The organism is Pseudomonas sp. BIGb0176 (assembly GCF_024810175.1).
In the GTDB taxonomy this organism is placed as follows: domain Bacteria; phylum Pseudomonadota; class Gammaproteobacteria; order Pseudomonadales; family Pseudomonadaceae; genus Aquipseudomonas; species Aquipseudomonas protegens.
Genome location: NZ_JANUEC010000001.1, coordinates 355528 through 370601, shown reverse-complemented (window position 1 = coordinate 370601; position 15074 = coordinate 355528). Strand labels below are relative to the sequence as shown.

Genomic DNA, 15074 nt, shown 5'->3' with positions numbered 1-15074 from the left:
GGCGCAATGCCCGGATGAAAAAACGGACCTGGATCAGGTCCGTTTTCTGGAGGGCTCAAATGGTGTTCAGCACAAAATACAGCAGCAATATCCCGGCGATCACCAGCCCCTCATGATCATGGGTAAACCCCCACCAAGCGCCATAGAACGCGGCCCCTACGCCTAGAGCCGTCAGCAGAGCAAAACCATACATCCTGGCCCTGAACCAGAATGATGGACGCTCGCACAGATCGGCCCCTGTCGGAGCAGACAGCAAGGGGGTCGCGATATGCGAGGCCAGCACATAGTTGACGATATTCGGCTGGTTCGGCCGTTGCAGGGGTTTGCCGTGATCGCCCTTGAACCACAGGGTCTGAGGCTGGGTCGGCAAATCACGCAGTTCGTCGAAGCCATCGACGCCACCGGTTCCCACGTCACGAAAGCCGATCAAGTGCAGGCCCCGGCACAACCCGCCTACGGGCCAGTCCTCGGAACTGCACTGGTTCGCCACAGTCGCCACCTGACGCCGCAACATCATCCGCTGCCATGGAAACTCCCGAGGCAGTACGCTGCCCGCCAGGTACACCCGATCGAACTTCAGTGACGACACCTCAAGCAGGCTGGTGCCAAGGATATAGGTGCCATTACTGTGGCCGACAAAGTGGAACTGCACGTCTGGATTGCGCGCCACGTGGTAGCTGTAACGGTCGAGAAACCAGGCCAGGTTGCCGCGACGCACCCACGGCAAGGCAAACTTGATTGCGGAAAACCAGCCATAAGTGGAGCGATCCACCAACACCGGCGACTCATGACCCGAGCAGGCAGCGGCCAGTGGCTTGCCCTGCCCGTCGGACTTGGCCTGTTGCTCTATGGCTTCGGCAATGTCGGTGACCCAGCCCGAATTGCCGTCACGGATACCGTGGAGTACGAACACCACTCGCCCAGGTCCGGTGGCTGGCAACTCGCCAGCCTGCTCGGGCTCGTGTAGTTGAGGGTCCGGGTTCCGGAACACCTCCATTATCCGCATAAACCCCGCGGCCCCAGGAGGCGCCGCCGGATCGAATAGGTTGCTGTGATCGGCCCCCTCGATGGTCACCGTGTAGGAGTTGGCAAACGCTTCGGTATCGCGCACATCCTCACGGGCCACCACACCATCGATATCACCGAGAAACTGCACGACAAAAGGTCGGTGTTCATCGTCCCGTTCATGGAAATGACGCATCCAGGACAAGCGCAGGTCGGTAACAAAAAAAGAGCCCTTTTCCAACTCCATGAGCCAGCCCAGGGTAAACCAGGAGGGAGGCTTGAGCAGCAGCCACTGCAGCGAAACCAGCTTCATCAGCGCCATGCCCAAGGCCCAGGTAGCGGTTGCGTAAGGGCGAAAGCCGCGGTTGATGGAGGCAAACAACAGCACCGACTCGACCTTGCTCCACCATGCCCCTCGCGACGGCTGATCCAGGTAGGCACCTGCCGCCAGCAGATAGGCATCACGCACAATCATGCCGCCAGCGCTGTGCCCCAGCAGAATGATTCGGCTGTATTGCGGGGCCAACGCATCGATTTTCGCCATCAGTTCCAACGAGAGATCCCGCACCCGAGCCGCACGAAAGAGGTTTCTCACACCGCGAGTATCGTGATGATGCCAATGGCCAGTGATCCCCTGCTCGCGCAGCCGATCCTCAAGCCGCCTCCAGGCCCCATCGTGATTACCCAAGCCACCAACCACGACAATGAGCGGTTCTACGCGCATGGAGCACCTCCCTGTGGATTGCCTTGCGCCACCTGCGAACGGTGCTGGCGTCGCGCCACCTTAGGTATAGGTTCTTTTGCAGGTCCTGCGCGCAAGCCCCCCACCTTTTTCGCAGCAGGCTCAGGGCCAGCACCTTTTGGCCTCCCCGGACATTGCCAAGTCCCATCCGATTGTTGCACCAGCCGGCAAAACTGCTACAAATGCGCCGCTCCTGATTCAGTCCGCCCCCCAGGACTGCACCCTCTTTCGCCAAGGGACTTGCCGATGCCGACCCTGACTCCGAATATTCAATTCAGATTTGATCAAGTCGATACCCGACTCGGTGCCCCGGATTTCTGGTCGTGGGCGTTCTCCAACGCACGAGACCCGTTCCTGCGCGGCGTCTTGATCGAATACCTGCTATGCCAGCACCTGATCTCCCATGCGGAGGAAATTGCCGGCAAGCTGGTGGAGCACTTCACTTTTCAGAACCCTTACCCCGACAACCTGAGCAAAAGCCTGAGAAAGAGTTTCGAGTTCCAGCATCAAGGCGATGTATTCGATCTGCAACTGACCTGGGGGTTGACCATCGAAATCAAAAGCACCGCCTCGCCCAAGCATTGGCGTATCAACAAGACCTCATACTGGAACCTGCTGCTGGACAAGAATCTCAAGAGAAAAGGCTTCCAGGCTCACTACTACGTTCTCGCCGAACTCACTCAGAGCCCGCGGACCGACCAGGGCGCCCTGACCTTTGAAAACATTCGCTTCCACCTACTGTCGAGGGATGATGTGGAGGCCTTGGCCGGTACCAAGAACCATGTGACTTTCGATCAATTCTCGTCGCTGTCCCTGGCCCAAAAACAGACATGCGACTATCAGCAACTGCCTTTCAGGCTCAAGGCACTGGTGAATCGTCGATTTGCCCTAAGCCTCAACCAGATCGAGCGGGGTTGGAAAATCCCCCTGCCCCGGGTCCGGGGCGCCTTCCCGCTGGCAGTGGAGAAAGACGGGGTGATTCACGCCGGATATTACTGTGGCACTAGCAAGAAGCCTCTGAATCGCTTCGATGTTCCTTGGCGCAAAGGCTTCACTCCCACCTGGAAAGACTGGGAATCCGTGGGGCTGCGCTTCGTGCCGGAGCGATGATCGAAAGCACATCACAATACCCACCAGAGGCCGCCCGCACGGCTGAACCTGCCCCTAGGGCAAGGCCGAGAGTGCCTGGGCTTGAGCGCTAGTGCCTTCAGATATTTCATTCTTTTAAGAATTTTCTTGAAGCAAGCAAGCCTGCCTCATTCTTATGATGCTGCTCTTTGGCATTACTCTGAGGTCCGCTATGTGCTCCTCCCTGCAAAAGTTCATCGTTCGTCTTCCAGGCGACCTGCACAACCAGCTCAAACACATTGCCAAACGAGAAAACCGCAGCATGAACAATGAAATCGTCGACCGCCTGGAAAAGTCCCTGGTCGTCGATGAAACCCGTGAGATGAATGAGAAACTCATCAGCCTGCTGCTGCGCAAGGTCGATTCCATGGAGGAGCGGATCAAGTACCTGCAGATGGGCCACCCGGAGCCCGAGCAGGATTGCCCACGGCCTTGTTACGCAAGGACTTGAAGCGGCCACTCCCGCCACGCGATCTTCTGCCTCTTCCGCCTTTACCCCCTCGCTGCAGCTTGTATGATGGCGCCTGCCCGACAGTACCCAGCGGCAACCGCCAGGCCCTGACCTGATGCTCGCAGGGCTCCCCCGCTGTTCCTCACTACACACGCAGGTCGACGCTCCTAGCCTTCCCAGGAACCTCCCCCGGCTTCTGCCATGGGGCCGCGTCGCCTTCTAGGATTGTTCATGAGCCGGATTCACCCGACTGCCCCCGCGCGCACCTGCAGCTCAGCTTTGCCCCTCAACCGCCTGACCCTGGGCCTGCTGCTGGCCGGCAGCAGCGCCGTGGCCAACGCCGCGGGCACCCAGTTGCCGACCCAGACCGTCAGCGGCGAAGAGCCCTACGGCTATCGCGTCGACAGCGCCTCGGTGGGTGGTTTCAGCGAAGCGCCCTTGCTGGATACCCCGGCCTCCATCAGCGTGATCAATGAAGACATGATCCTCGACCAGCAGGCCCGCCTGCTCAGCGACGTGCTGAAGAACGATGCCTCGGTGGGCCAGAGCTACGCGCCGGTGGGCTATTACGAAAACTTCGAGGTGCGCGGCTTCTCGCTGAATGCCGCCAGCAGCTACAAGATCAACAACCGCACCATCACCGGCGAACAGAACGTCGCCCTGGAAAACAAGCAGCGGGTGGAATTGCTCAAGGGCCTTTCCGGCCTGCAAAGCGGGGTCAGCGAGCCCGGCGGACTGATCAACTATGTGACCAAGCGGCCCACGGACATTCGTTCGGTGACCGTTTCCACCGACGACCGCGGCAGCGGCTACCTGGCCACCGATGTCGGCGGCTGGTTCGGCAGCGAACAGCAGTTCGGCCTGCGTGCCAACCTGGCCCATGAAGACCTGCACTCCTACGTCGAGCACACCAATGGCCAGCGCGACTTCGCCTCCCTGGCCCTGGACTGGAACATCAGCCCCGACGCCCTGCTGCAACTGGACATCGAATACCAGAACAAGCAGCAGCGCTCGGCACCGGGCTATCAACTGCTGGGGGGCTCCAGCCTGCCCCACCACGCCTCGCCGAAAAGACTCCTGGGGCACCAGAGCGGGTCAAAGCCGGTGACCAATGAATCGCTGAACATCGGCGGCAACTTCGAGTACCGCTTCAACGATGACTGGAAGGGCAACCTCAGTGCGTCGCGCAGCAAGGTGGTGATCGATGACTACAGTTCGTTTGCCTGGGGCGGCTGTACCACCGGCTGCATCAATGCCAACGGCAACTACTTCAGCCCCGAAGGCAACTACGACATCTACGACTTCCGCAGCCCCGACGACACCCGGCGCAACGATGAAGTGCAGGCGGTGCTCAATGGTCGTTTCGACACCGCAGGCCTGGGCCATGAGTTGAGCGTGGGAACCAGTGCGTTTCGCCGTGTAGTGGACCGGCGCGAGTCCATCAATCAATGGATTGGCACGGGCAATATCCAGAGCGAGCCTGAGAACTTCGGCCGCTACGACGGCGCCCTCAACGACACCCACAAACGCCTGGACAGCCGCCAATACGGCCTGTTCCTCAGCGACCGCATCAGCTTCAACGAACAGTGGCAGACCGTCCTCGGCGGGCGCGAAGTACGCCTGGACGAAGAGAGCTTCGACAAGGACGGCGTGCGCGATCGCCACACCCAACGCTATGTGTTCCTGCCCCAGGCCGCATTGATCTACAAACCGCTCAACAACATTTCGCTGTACACCCAATACAGCAAGGGCCTGAGCCTGGGTGGCCAGGCACCCTGGTTCGCCAGCAACAATGGCGACACCCTGGCCCCCACCGTCTCCCGCCAAATCGAAGCCGGGGTCAAGTACGACTGGCAGCGCATGAGCTTTACCGCCGCCCTGTTCCAGATGCGCCAGGCCTACCAGTACTCGCGCCCCGATGCCTCCGGGGGGTTCACCTACGTCCAGCAGGGCCAGCAAAAGAACACTGGCCTGGAGCTCTCCGCCAACGGTTGGGCCACCCAACGCCTGCAGATTGCCGCCAGCGTCGCGGCGATCCGCTCCCGGGTCGAGGGCACCGGTACCCCGGCCTACGAGGGGCACCAGACCCTCAACGTCCCGCGCCTGCGGGCCAGCCTGCAGGGCGACTACGCCCTGCCCTGGCTCGACGGCCTGGCCCTGCTGGGCGGCATGCAATACAGCGGCAGCCAATACGCCGACCACCAGGGCAACGTCGCCACCGGCGCCTACGCCATCTTCAACATCGGCAGCCGCTACAGCACCCGCATCGATGGCTACGACACCGTGTTCCGCCTGACCGTGGACAACCTGTTCGACAAGCGCTACTGGCGCGACACCGGGGAATACATGGGCGACGACTACCTGTTCCAGGGCGCGCCGCTGACGGCTCGGTTGAGTGCTTCGGTGAATTTCTGATGCAGCGCCAACCGCCCAGCGAGAATACGCCTCTCAAGTTAGCCGCTGTATTGTAGGAGCCGGCTTGCCGGCGAAGGCGGTCTCAAGGACACCTTCGCTGGCAAACCAGTGACTATGCGAATCTGTCAGGCATGCACAAAAAAGCCGGTCATCAAGACCGACTTGTCAGCGCCTGGTCTACTCGCCATCAAACCGGCTGCAAAGCCCGCAAGGCTTCAGGGTACTGGCTGGCCACACGCAGCAGCGTTTGAGCCGCGCCTGTCGGCTGGCGCCGGCCTTGCTCCCAATCCTGCAGTGTACGCAGGCTGACCCCCAACAGCGTGGCAAACGCACTCTGAGAGAGCCCCACCTTAGCCCGGGCCTCTGCCGCCCCGGACAGTTTTACCACCGTTGCACGCGCCGCCTTGCCGGCTTTCATCTGGCCCACCGAAGTCAGCAAATCCTTCTGAAACTGCTGCAGTTCATGGTCCATGACTGATTCCCTCTTTCAATTGATTCAGAAAGCCGATGGGCAGATTGTTTAACTTCGCCTTGGTGTAGACGATCAGCAACCAAATAAGACCTTCCGAAAGCAGGTTGTAGTAGATGACTCGTGTGCCGCCGCGCTTGCCGATGCCACTGCAAGACCAGCGCACCTTGCGCAGCCCTCCGGTACCGGGGATGACGTCTCCAACCCATGGGTCTGCGACCAACCAGGTGATGAATTCCAAGCGCTCGGCGTCATTCCAGATAGGCTCGGCGTAGCGCTTGAAGACCTCGGTTTCGATAACGGTATACATGGCTCCACCATCTACGGCAAGGCCGTACAGACGAACAGACAGGCATTCGTCCGACACAACCTGCTGGCGCTGGAAAGACCAATACCCCTGCCGCAACCAGGCATCGCAAGGGGTGGACGTTTGATCTACTCATCACCGAGGGTGGTCGCAATCATCGAGGGCAGCCACTGCTTACCGAAAATACAGATTTGCCTTACAGGCTCGGAGCCGATTTACCGGCGAAGGTGTCCTCAAGAGAGCCGTGGTAAACCAAGGCGCGTCACTCTGCAATGACTCGAAGCTGCCAACCTGCTTGATCGGTTACTTGGTCGGTTACTTGGTCGCTCTGGCGGCAGCCCCAAGGAGGATCACACGTCCAACCACCAGTTCAACAGCGTCTCATCCTCATCGTCGTCGAGGTTTTTATAGACATTGGCGTAGTACCACTCAATCCCGGTTCTCTCGCGGAAGCGATCGAACACCGCATTGATACGGTCCATGCCATTCCTCGCAGGAACAGCGAATGAAAGGTTCCCCTCGAACAGCCCATCCAGTGTTCCGCCCAGCTCACCAGCGACCTCGTTTTCAAGCGCACTGATCACCGCCGGATCAATGTAGTCGGCATAGATCTGAATGCAGAAATTGCCGCCCCGCTTCAGCACTTGCGCCGGCGCATCGGGATTGCGGATGGAAACGATATCGCCCCGCGCCAGGTTCTGCGCCAGCCCCGGCGAGGAGAGCAACTCGTAGGTATCCTCATCGATGCGCCGCGCCAGCAACTCCTCGCGAACGGCGCCATCGTCATCGGCCATGTACACCTGAATCAGCACAGGCGATTGCTTGTCATCCATACGGGGCTCCACAGTTTCCACGCTCAACACCTGACCCTTGTTCTGCTACCCAACGCTTCCATCCCCTGCCTCAAGGCAACGGCTCAAACCGCCCACTGCCCGCATTCCACGCAAACCCCGGCAACCTGCAGTCCTGAAAGCCAATCCGCAGCTGCTCCCCCTCAGCCTGCACCTGCAAGGTATCCACCCCCAGGTTGCGACACCCCGGCGCTTCAACCGCGAGCGTCTGCAGCAACTTGCCACTGGCCTTGTCCATCACCTCCACCGTCGTGATCCGCTGATCATTGCCCGGCATCGGCACCTGGAAATACCAGCGTTTAGTGGAAGCACTCTGCAACAGCGTGGTGACCGGCTGCGGCCACGAGCGATCCGAATCCACCAGGCCCACCAGCTTCAGCGCAATGGGCAAGGACTTGCCCGTGCGATAACTGGTCCAAGTGCCGCGCACCTGCTCCTGCTGGCGGGAGTTCAGCAAGTCATTGAACTGCAGACGCGCCACCGGCAAGCCCTGCTCGTCCAGCTCATCCATGGCCAGCACCTTGTTGCTGTAACTGAAGGTCGGCTTGAGGCGGATCGGCGTGCGATAGCGCTGATAGGCATAGGTGCCCTGGTAGACCGCATTCTGGCTACCCAGGGTCAAGACAATCGCCTGCTTGCCCAACGTCCCCTCATACACCCCATGGGACGCCTGCGCCGGCAACAGCCACAGCGCCAACACCAGCACCACCAGCCCCCGAGCAACATCAAACCCACGCATCAGAAACGCTCCTCGCCCGACGACAGATATTCCAGCCGATCAGGGCTGATCACCCGGTAATAATCCCAACGCCGAGTGCGCTGGTCGTAATTGATAAAGTCCTGCTTGCTGAACTCCATCTGGCCACTGGGGGAAAAGCGCAACGTACCGTCCAACGCGAACTGCTCCAACTGCGCGTGGCGCAGATACTTCCTGCCTTCACGGTTGTACAGATAATACTGAGTGGGCGAACACCACAGCCGGCCATCCTCCTCGGCCACGCGATAGCTCTGGGCCTGGAAATCGATCCGCGCCTCATCCTGAAAATGCCCGAAGGTCAGGGTCTTGGTCCCCACCGAAGATAGGCACCACTGCCCACTGATCTCCTGCACCCGCCGCCCGGTGGTGCGGCTCATGACTCGAATACTGTCCACCCGCGCCACCTCCTCCCCGGCCTTGCGCGCGGCATGCACACTGAAATAGAAATCCCGATCGAACACCGGCTGCAGCAACTCCCCCTCAAACGCCTCCCGCTGACTGCCACCAAAGCGCGTCACCCGCTGCAACTGCAACGGCTGCTGCGTGCCCGTGCGCAGATCCACCAGACTGCCCTGCAACGCCTGCGCCCCCTCGGCGAACGGCTGCAACGACACCGCCGTCGCCGGCAGAGTCGGGTTGTCCATGATGTTGATCAAGAGCGCGGAGCCGGGATGGAAAGGCGTGGACTCCAACGCCATGGGCAGGCGCTCGGATTCGGAGAACCAGTAGCCGGACATACCGCCGCCGTATTGGGAGTCGTAGGTGAGCGCCAGTTCAACCGGAGTGTCGCCGAGGGTGCCGCGGTAGGTGGTGGTGGGGTTGGCTTGGGCGGCTGGGGTGAGGAGCCCGAGGCCGAGCAAGAGTGCGGCGGTCAGGCGGAACAGGAGGTGTTGCAGGTGACGCTGTTGGCCAGCCCTTGTTTGTGGACTGCTGCCAATGGGCTGGGGCATGCCTGCGCTCCTTGCGGTGGGGAAAAGGGGGCGCAGGATAGCAAAATCGCTGGGAGACAGAGGGTATTGCTGATGCGGCTCGCCTCTAATGCAGCGGATATGAAATCTTCAGGAAACTCAGCCTGTCCCTACCTGGAAGAGAGACCGTTCCTACAGGGCTGCCATTGCCCCTGATTGACCGCGTCCCTATAGTTTTCTCGTCCGCTGAATGTTGTCAGCGGCAGGGTTTCGCAGCCCAAAAGAAAGAATCAAACAACACAGTCCATGTCAACTCAGGCAAACTTCGCCTGCGTTTCGTTTATGGCAGCTGTGCGTGGGAGACCTTCGGGTCTGCCGGGTTTGTTTCTTTCCTCGGTCTGCGAACCCGCGTACAGCTGCCACCCAGTTGATTCGCAGCAACAGGTGGCGATTTTTCATTTTCTTGGAAGAAACGACACCATGAATACTCAAGATCCATCCGAACGATTTATTCCCATGACCCCAATCGCCAGCGATGGGCCAGTGCTGTTTATCGACAGCCAGGCGCCGTTGGTGGATTTGCATGCGTGTGCGAGTGAGCGGTTGGTGACTGCGCTTGATTATCTGAATCTGATGGCCTGCGCTACGTTGCGAGATGCGAGCGACAAGGACCTTGGCACCGTGTCCAACACCGTTCGATTATTACTTCAGGACGTGCGGGAAGTGTTGGCGGTGATTCAAACGCGGGCTTTTAGCCTTTAACACAATGAAAAAGCCCGCATTGCGGGCTTTTTATTGGAAGCTAAGCATTTAAGGAAGATACCATTCGACCATACTCCTAATATACATAGGAGCATCATAAATTGTACTTTTAAAGAGTATATCTGACTCCGAGATAGTACGAATATAAGGAGTAATTTCAGCAACTTCCTCAGGAGGGAATCCATAGCGCATTAACAACATATGCATTGCGTCATTGGTGCCAAACCGCAGAAGCTCAATCATTTTATCTGCGCGACCATCAGAGCTCTCCGCCTTATATATTTTGAAAGCTGCGATAAAAACATCAGATAGAGAAAACGAAATAACCTGATCCATATAGTCATAGGTATCAAAAACAATTGCATCATAGCTAACCTCTCGAGCAGGGGTACCCAACTTATATAATGAGAAGGTATTTTTCAGGCTGCTATCGGGTAACTTATTTGCCGGCTGAGAGAATTCAGCCTCCCCTCTGCGACCTTCACTGCGGCGAGAAATATAGCTGTAACGGATACCTACAACTTCCTTAAATGATCGGCCCTGAAAGGTCTGCAGTAGAATTCCTATGGCGTTCTGAAATACTGCCATTTCCCCATTAAACAGAGGCCGCCCTAGTGCCCCCTCGAAAATAACCAGAAAATAATTATTTAATTTCTTTTTGTTATCAGAATTTTCCGCACCATAAAGCACATCCTTGAAAGACACTCCAGGTCTGTAGAGAATATTCAGTATACTAACAACCGCATCAAGAACACCCGCAGAAGACAGGCGATCTATTTTAGACCTAGGCAAATGAAGCTCATCATCAAAAGTTCCATCTTTAATAGAGTCCAGCAGTTCAGCTGCATCATCATCCTCATCGTACGGCAAGTCAACTACGGACTTTTCATTCAATTTAAAGCTGTGATTAATTCTCTCAATAAAAAGCTGGGGATTTCGCGTAAACACATAACCGTAGTCAAACTTTGCCTTGTTTGACAGCCGCCCTGCTCTTCCAATTAGATTCTTGAAGGACAATGATTTTTCCTCATCCCCCTCACCTTGAAAGCGCATATTATCCAGCCAAACAATATCAAAGGGCATATTTACCCCTTGAGCTAATGTACTAGTTGCAAAGCAAATTTTTGCAAACCCCGCACGAATAAAATCCTCAACCATAAATCGAACTTCAAGCGGGACCGACCCATGATGGATTACAACGCCCTTCCAAAGCAGCTCAACCATTCTAGAGCGATGATCTTCTTTATTAGCCCCGAGTAGATTCTCTACTGCACCAATTATTTTTTTAGCTTCCGAATTCTTTATCGTGGGGAAGCTTGCTACATACTCCTCATATCCATCCAGAAATGTTCCGTTGTAGATCGATGCTTTCGAAACATATATTAATATTGAATGATCACCATTAAATGCAAAACGATTGAATCCTCCACCAAATTCTACGCACCCTCTAATCCTATGACCATTTTCATCGAAAGGTGAGAAAACATAATCCCGGCCATTCTGATGCTGAAAAACACAGACCTTTCCCACTGTTCCGTGTGTATAAGATCTAGCGTAACCATTCTCCAAAGGTATTCCATGCTTTTTAAATTGTGCATCTGGGTTATCAACAAAGGGATGCGCAAAAATTAGCCTAGCAACTGGAAATGTTTTTTGAATGCGCCGAACCAACACATCAAACACAATGCCCCGGGCGCGATCCTCAGAGACATGAGCCTCATCGAAGAAAAAAACACCAACATTTAGCTTAGCGCTCGAGACGAACAAGTCTCTTGCTCGCTCCGGTGTAAGCACAAATATTCTTCGTAATTCACGACTAGTAAAAACAGCATCAACAAAAGGAGTAATCATGACTCTTTTATCACCATGAAAACGCTCTTTCATAGTATTAATATATTCAGCAATCAATGCCCTAGAAGGAACCACTACAACAGCATCCCCCTCTTGCTCCGCAATAAAGTCTCGAATCGAATACGACTTGCCGGCGCTAGTTGGAGCAGAAATAGAAACAAATTGCTTATCATCAACGGCGCGCCTAACACTTGCCTGGACCGGAGTCAAATACTTTCCATATAAGCTTTTGTGAGCCTCACCAATCGAACCTAAGAGGAATGAGTAAAGATTCTCCGGACTTACAACTTTATAAAATAACCCTAGAGCTGAAATTATCCGTTCTTCGAGCAAGCTAAAATCTTCGGGGTGATAAACACAATAACAGCTTAGCGTTTCGAGAATATCTGAACTTATCGGACCATGGCGATGAAGCTCATCAAGCACAGAAACCAGGTCTCCATATGGGTCACTACTGTCCCTGATTTTTCTAATTTTCATGAGTCACCCCAACCATATATACAAAACCGACTTTTCTTTCTCTAGCGAATTTAACAGCCCTCTTCAACGCATTCTTGTAAACAGTTAGCGGGTCTTCCGCATGAATTGAAAATGCTGCAACGACACCATGAAGATTGCTATTCAAATTCTGAATACTGGCCGGCGACGCCAAGTTAACCAAGTGCACCCAATCTCTTTTATGTTTCTTAGCTGTCAAAAACTCCCCTGCCTGATCTAGAGCACGACCATAAGAGGTGCTCCCTGACGAATACTTCGCCTCACCAAAATTTAGATAATCGGCACTACACACACTATGAAAATCAAAACCCTCATTTTGTTTCGCTTGAGGCTTCCACAATTCAGCAATAGGAATTAGTGTATGTTTAAACAAAACTTCTAAAGACTTAGCTGCCCCCATAGACACCATGAGCTCACCAAACTCATCTATAACACTACCAGCCTCTTCCGCCGCTTTAAAAATGTTGATCAGCAGATCCGCAGTTTCTTGCACTGTGTATTCATAAGCCTCTCTAGCCCCCTCATCCAACTCCACCATCCAAGACGTATCCACAACAGAAGAGGCAAGCATTTTTGATATCTGAGATATCTGTAAAACATGAACATGACAGAGCTTGACAAACTGCACCCCCGCCGAATCGAGCACTTCGGTAAATTCACATCCCCAAGACGCATCAGGAATCGCTTGTCCGTAACTTATGGCCATATAAACACCTTCAAACAAAACTATAGCCGGATGAATATACCCAACTATTTCTGATCAGATGGTTTTCTAGATATAAGGCAAGGAGAAAGGAACGAAAACTAAAGAGAAATTCGCACCAAGCAGCAGAGATGCTAGAGAAGAAAGAAGAGCTTGCGCATTGTTTATGTGAAGCTTCCGGAACACCGATCATCCCGACCACGATTGCTAATCCTTGCATTGGCACATTGCCAGTAGTGGGTAAAAGCTAACGCGTGTCGTGCGTCACGTAAATAGGGAAAGTGATTAGATCGCTAGTTTTTCTTGAGCGTGAGGGGGATAAATAGCTGAACGCTCCATTTTATGGGCTTCTCAGGTTTACGGAGCACTACACAGACGATGAATAGTGCTTAGGATTTATCTGCTACAAACCGGTCTTTGCCTAGCAATCCGGCAACGGAGGAATGCGGTATGAGATCACCTCGATTCGCTAGTTTGCACAGCAGACACTGAGTGTACCGATCTCCGAAACACCACCATCATGAACCTCAGTCACCTGCTGGAGAAAAATCAGCTCGCGGCAGGTACCTGGCCTTCAACGACAAACTTTGAGACAAGGATCTGTTGCTACGCCAAGGTACAATTTTCGTTACCACACTAATTTTCACGGCAAGCTCAACCAAGAATTAAACTGAGTGAGGGCGCATAGTCGGTGTGAAACGACTAGCATCCGCCTTTTTTGAAGCGCCCTAAAAACAACTACTTGGCAAAAGATATGAACAACCAAACTAAAGACACAAAAACTCCTGAAATAGAAAAGGTAGACCTCCACACCTGTTCAGCCTAAACCTACTAACTTCCCTGGCTCAAACCCATGAGCACTCAGATGCCAGTCGAAATACTTCTGGCTCTTCGTCGCCCACTCCTTTACTTCTCTTCCAACCACACTCTCCACATAACTCGCCGTTGCAGCAGTCATCTCCCGAGAAGGGTGTTTGATCACCTTGCCGTCCTTGACGGAGAGATAACCATGCTCGAACAAAGGATCACAACCGAGTCGGCACATAGGAACAGCGATATTCTTGATATCAAGCTTTTCCTTCTGACTGCAAACCGAGCGTTTTTTAATATGTGCGGCAACTAGTAGATGGCGAGGATACTCATTAAGGCAAATACAGCAACGGCCAGTGAGTTTGCCCTGGAATAAGTGGCGAACGATGTATTTGTGCTCAAGACGCGTAGGTCTGTTGGCCATTCCGTCTGTTGATTGATCCTCGATATCCTTTTGCGCCTCTTCAAGGCTCACTTCGTTATCGGCGTAGTCGTGATCGAGACTGGGAAAGCGCTCCAGGATCGCGGCGCTTTGAGCGTCATCGTAACGATAGAAAGACCTGTCATGTCGACTGTTGATATGCGCCTGAATAGCTTTGAAACGGATAGCCTGGTGGCGTACGTCGGTGACGAAGTAGATATTCTCCCAGGTGCTTTCATTTTCTTTATCCGCCCAGCCCCAGAGCTTCAACGCCAGATCGCGGTTGTGAGTTCGATGGGTAAAGCAGGCACTAACAGTAATGACCGTCTTGGTATTGAAGATCACCGTGTCTCCTGGCTCTGCGGCGAGCCAGGTATTTCTGGTTCGAGGCGAAGCAAGTCCCCAGATAAACAATTTGCCATCCGGGAAGGCTGCGAGGAGTTCAGCTTGCAGTTCAGGCTCAAGTAAATCTGCAATTTCGCTGAACAGCACAGGGTTAAGGATCGTGGTCTGCAGGTTCTTGCGTGCGACATCATCCGAGCAAGGCTGGTAAATCACTCGAGCCGTCATTTGCCTCTCCTCGAATATTTGACGGCGTTCCCCTTGGCCTCTGCCACTGGGTACTTCTCTGCGTTGAGCTGCAACTTCACCTGCGCAATGGCTCCAAGATCGACATTGAGTCGATCAGCGAGCCGTACCAGATACAACAGCACATCGGCCATTTCTTCTTCGATAGCCTGCAAAGCTTCGCTCGATAGGGCGTTGAACTCGCTTTGCTCGGGAGTCAGCCACTGGAAACGCTCAAGGAGTTCTCCGGCTTCACCGGACAAGGCCATGGCCAAGTTCTTGGGGGTGTGGAATTGGTCCCAGTCACGTTCAGCAGCGAAGGTGGCTAGTTCCGTCTGCAGAGATTTCAAGACGTCCATGAGAGGAAAATCGCGTGTATAGCTGTAGGAAGCGTGACGGTAGCTTGTAAGGATTTTCCTGTCCATATTC

The 15074-nt window shown here is 54.8% G+C and carries 14 protein-coding genes; 4 read left to right on the top strand and 10 right to left on the bottom strand.

Annotated elements, in window-relative coordinates; genetic code table 11:
* Positions 1-55 precede the first annotated feature (55 nt).
* Entirely contained in the window at positions 56-1729 is a 1674-nt protein-coding gene (locus M2395_RS01520) for an alpha/beta hydrolase (protein ID WP_123430496.1), read from the bottom strand.
* A gap of 264 nt (positions 1730-1993) precedes the next feature.
* Here M2395_RS01520 and M2395_RS01515 point away from each other — a divergent pair, with 264 nt between their 5' ends.
* The 3 genes from M2395_RS01515 to M2395_RS01505 all read left to right on the top strand — a co-directional run bounded on the left by M2395_RS01515 (position 1994) and on the right by M2395_RS01505 (position 5741).
* Positions 1994-2857: a hypothetical protein gene (locus M2395_RS01515; protein ID WP_053159395.1), complete on the top strand. Its 864-nt coding sequence runs from the start codon at positions 1994-1996 to the stop codon at positions 2855-2857.
* A gap of 154 nt (positions 2858-3011) precedes the next feature.
* On the top strand, positions 3012-3326 hold the full coding sequence (locus M2395_RS01510; RefSeq protein WP_310505912.1) for an Arc family DNA-binding protein: 315 nt from the start codon (positions 3012-3014) through the stop codon (positions 3324-3326).
* Between the two features lie 231 nt (positions 3327-3557).
* Positions 3558-5741 carry a TonB-dependent siderophore receptor gene (locus M2395_RS01505; protein ID WP_123430495.1) on the top strand — a complete coding sequence of 728 codons (2184 nt, stop codon included), beginning with the start codon at positions 3558-3560 and terminating at the stop codon, positions 5739-5741.
* Between the two features lie 187 nt (positions 5742-5928).
* On the opposite strand, the gene M2395_RS01500 is transcribed toward M2395_RS01505, so the two are convergent.
* The 5 genes from M2395_RS01500 to M2395_RS01480 all read right to left on the bottom strand — a co-directional run bounded on the left by M2395_RS01500 (position 5929) and on the right by M2395_RS01480 (position 9075).
* Entirely contained in the window at positions 5929-6213 is a 285-nt protein-coding gene (locus tag M2395_RS01500) for a DNA-binding transcriptional regulator (protein WP_015636246.1), read from the bottom strand.
* The gene (locus M2395_RS01495) at positions 6203-6520 is read right to left on the bottom strand and encodes a transcriptional regulator (RefSeq protein WP_123430749.1); all 318 of its coding nucleotides are present in this window, start codon (positions 6518-6520) and stop codon (positions 6203-6205) included. Before M2395_RS01495 ends, M2395_RS01500 begins: the two co-directional genes overlap by 11 nt.
* Before the next feature lie 347 nt (positions 6521-6867).
* The gene (locus M2395_RS01490; RefSeq protein ID WP_123430494.1) at positions 6868-7350 is read right to left on the bottom strand and encodes a DUF4265 domain-containing protein; all 483 of its coding nucleotides are present in this window, start codon (positions 7348-7350) and stop codon (positions 6868-6870) included.
* A 70-nt stretch (positions 7351-7420) separates the two neighbouring features.
* The gene (locus M2395_RS01485) at positions 7421-8107 is read right to left on the bottom strand and encodes a hypothetical protein (RefSeq protein ID WP_123430493.1); all 687 of its coding nucleotides are present in this window, start codon (positions 8105-8107) and stop codon (positions 7421-7423) included.
* Entirely contained in the window at positions 8107-9075 is a 969-nt protein-coding gene (locus tag M2395_RS01480; protein WP_123430492.1) for a hypothetical protein, read from the bottom strand. The genes M2395_RS01485 and M2395_RS01480 overlap by 1 nt, the downstream gene beginning before the upstream one ends.
* 438 nt (positions 9076-9513) lie before the next feature.
* Between M2395_RS01480 and M2395_RS01475 the strand changes: the two genes are divergently transcribed.
* Entirely contained in the window at positions 9514-9795 is a 282-nt protein-coding gene (locus tag M2395_RS01475; protein ID WP_123430491.1) for a fructose-bisphosphate aldolase, read from the top strand.
* Positions 9796-9843: 48 nt separating this feature from the next.
* Here M2395_RS01475 and M2395_RS01470 read toward each other — a convergent pair whose 3' ends face one another.
* The 4 genes from M2395_RS01470 to M2395_RS01455 form a co-directional block, all read right to left on the bottom strand.
* Positions 9844-12126, bottom strand: coding sequence for a DEAD/DEAH box helicase (locus M2395_RS01470; RefSeq protein WP_123430490.1), 2283 nt, complete (start codon positions 12124-12126; stop codon positions 9844-9846).
* Positions 12116-12850, bottom strand: a complete 735-nt coding sequence (locus tag M2395_RS01465) for a hypothetical protein (protein ID WP_123430489.1) — start codon at positions 12848-12850, stop codon at positions 12116-12118. The genes M2395_RS01470 and M2395_RS01465 overlap by 11 nt, the downstream gene beginning before the upstream one ends.
* 814 nt (positions 12851-13664) lie before the next feature.
* Positions 13665-14648 carry a hypothetical protein gene (locus tag M2395_RS01460; protein WP_123430488.1) on the bottom strand — a complete coding sequence of 328 codons (984 nt, stop codon included), beginning with the start codon at positions 14646-14648 and terminating at the stop codon, positions 13665-13667.
* The gene (locus M2395_RS01455; RefSeq protein WP_123430748.1) at positions 14645-15004 is read right to left on the bottom strand and encodes a nucleotide pyrophosphohydrolase; all 360 of its coding nucleotides are present in this window, start codon (positions 15002-15004) and stop codon (positions 14645-14647) included. The genes M2395_RS01460 and M2395_RS01455 overlap by 4 nt, the downstream gene beginning before the upstream one ends.
* Between the last annotated feature and the right edge of the window lie 70 nt (positions 15005-15074).

Coding starts and splice junctions, on each gene's coding strand:
- M2395_RS01520 (WP_123430496.1), bottom strand. CDS start 1,729: ATGCGCGTAGAACCGCTCATTGTCGTGGTTGGTGGCTTGGGTAATCAC.
- M2395_RS01515 (WP_053159395.1), top strand. CDS start 1,994: ATGCCGACCCTGACTCCGAATATTCAATTCAGATTTGATCAAGTCGAT.
- M2395_RS01510 (WP_310505912.1), top strand. CDS start 3,012: ATGATGCTGCTCTTTGGCATTACTCTGAGGTCCGCTATGTGCTCCTCC.
- M2395_RS01505 (WP_123430495.1), top strand. CDS start 3,558: ATGAGCCGGATTCACCCGACTGCCCCCGCGCGCACCTGCAGCTCAGCT.
- M2395_RS01500 (WP_015636246.1), bottom strand. CDS start 6,213: ATGGACCATGAACTGCAGCAGTTTCAGAAGGATTTGCTGACTTCGGTG.
- M2395_RS01495 (WP_123430749.1), bottom strand. CDS start 6,520: ATGTATACCGTTATCGAAACCGAGGTCTTCAAGCGCTACGCCGAGCCT.
- M2395_RS01490 (WP_123430494.1), bottom strand. CDS start 7,350: ATGGATGACAAGCAATCGCCTGTGCTGATTCAGGTGTACATGGCCGAT.
- M2395_RS01485 (WP_123430493.1), bottom strand. CDS start 8,107: ATGCGTGGGTTTGATGTTGCTCGGGGGCTGGTGGTGCTGGTGTTGGCG.
- M2395_RS01480 (WP_123430492.1), bottom strand. CDS start 9,075: ATGCCCCAGCCCATTGGCAGCAGTCCACAAACAAGGGCTGGCCAACAG.
- M2395_RS01475 (WP_123430491.1), top strand. CDS start 9,514: ATGAATACTCAAGATCCATCCGAACGATTTATTCCCATGACCCCAATC.
- M2395_RS01470 (WP_123430490.1), bottom strand. CDS start 12,126: ATGAAAATTAGAAAAATCAGGGACAGTAGTGACCCATATGGAGACCTG.
- M2395_RS01465 (WP_123430489.1), bottom strand. CDS start 12,850: ATGGCCATAAGTTACGGACAAGCGATTCCTGATGCGTCTTGGGGATGT.
- M2395_RS01460 (WP_123430488.1), bottom strand. CDS start 14,648: ATGACGGCTCGAGTGATTTACCAGCCTTGCTCGGATGATGTCGCACGC.
- M2395_RS01455 (WP_123430748.1), bottom strand. CDS start 15,004: ATGGACGTCTTGAAATCTCTGCAGACGGAACTAGCCACCTTCGCTGCT.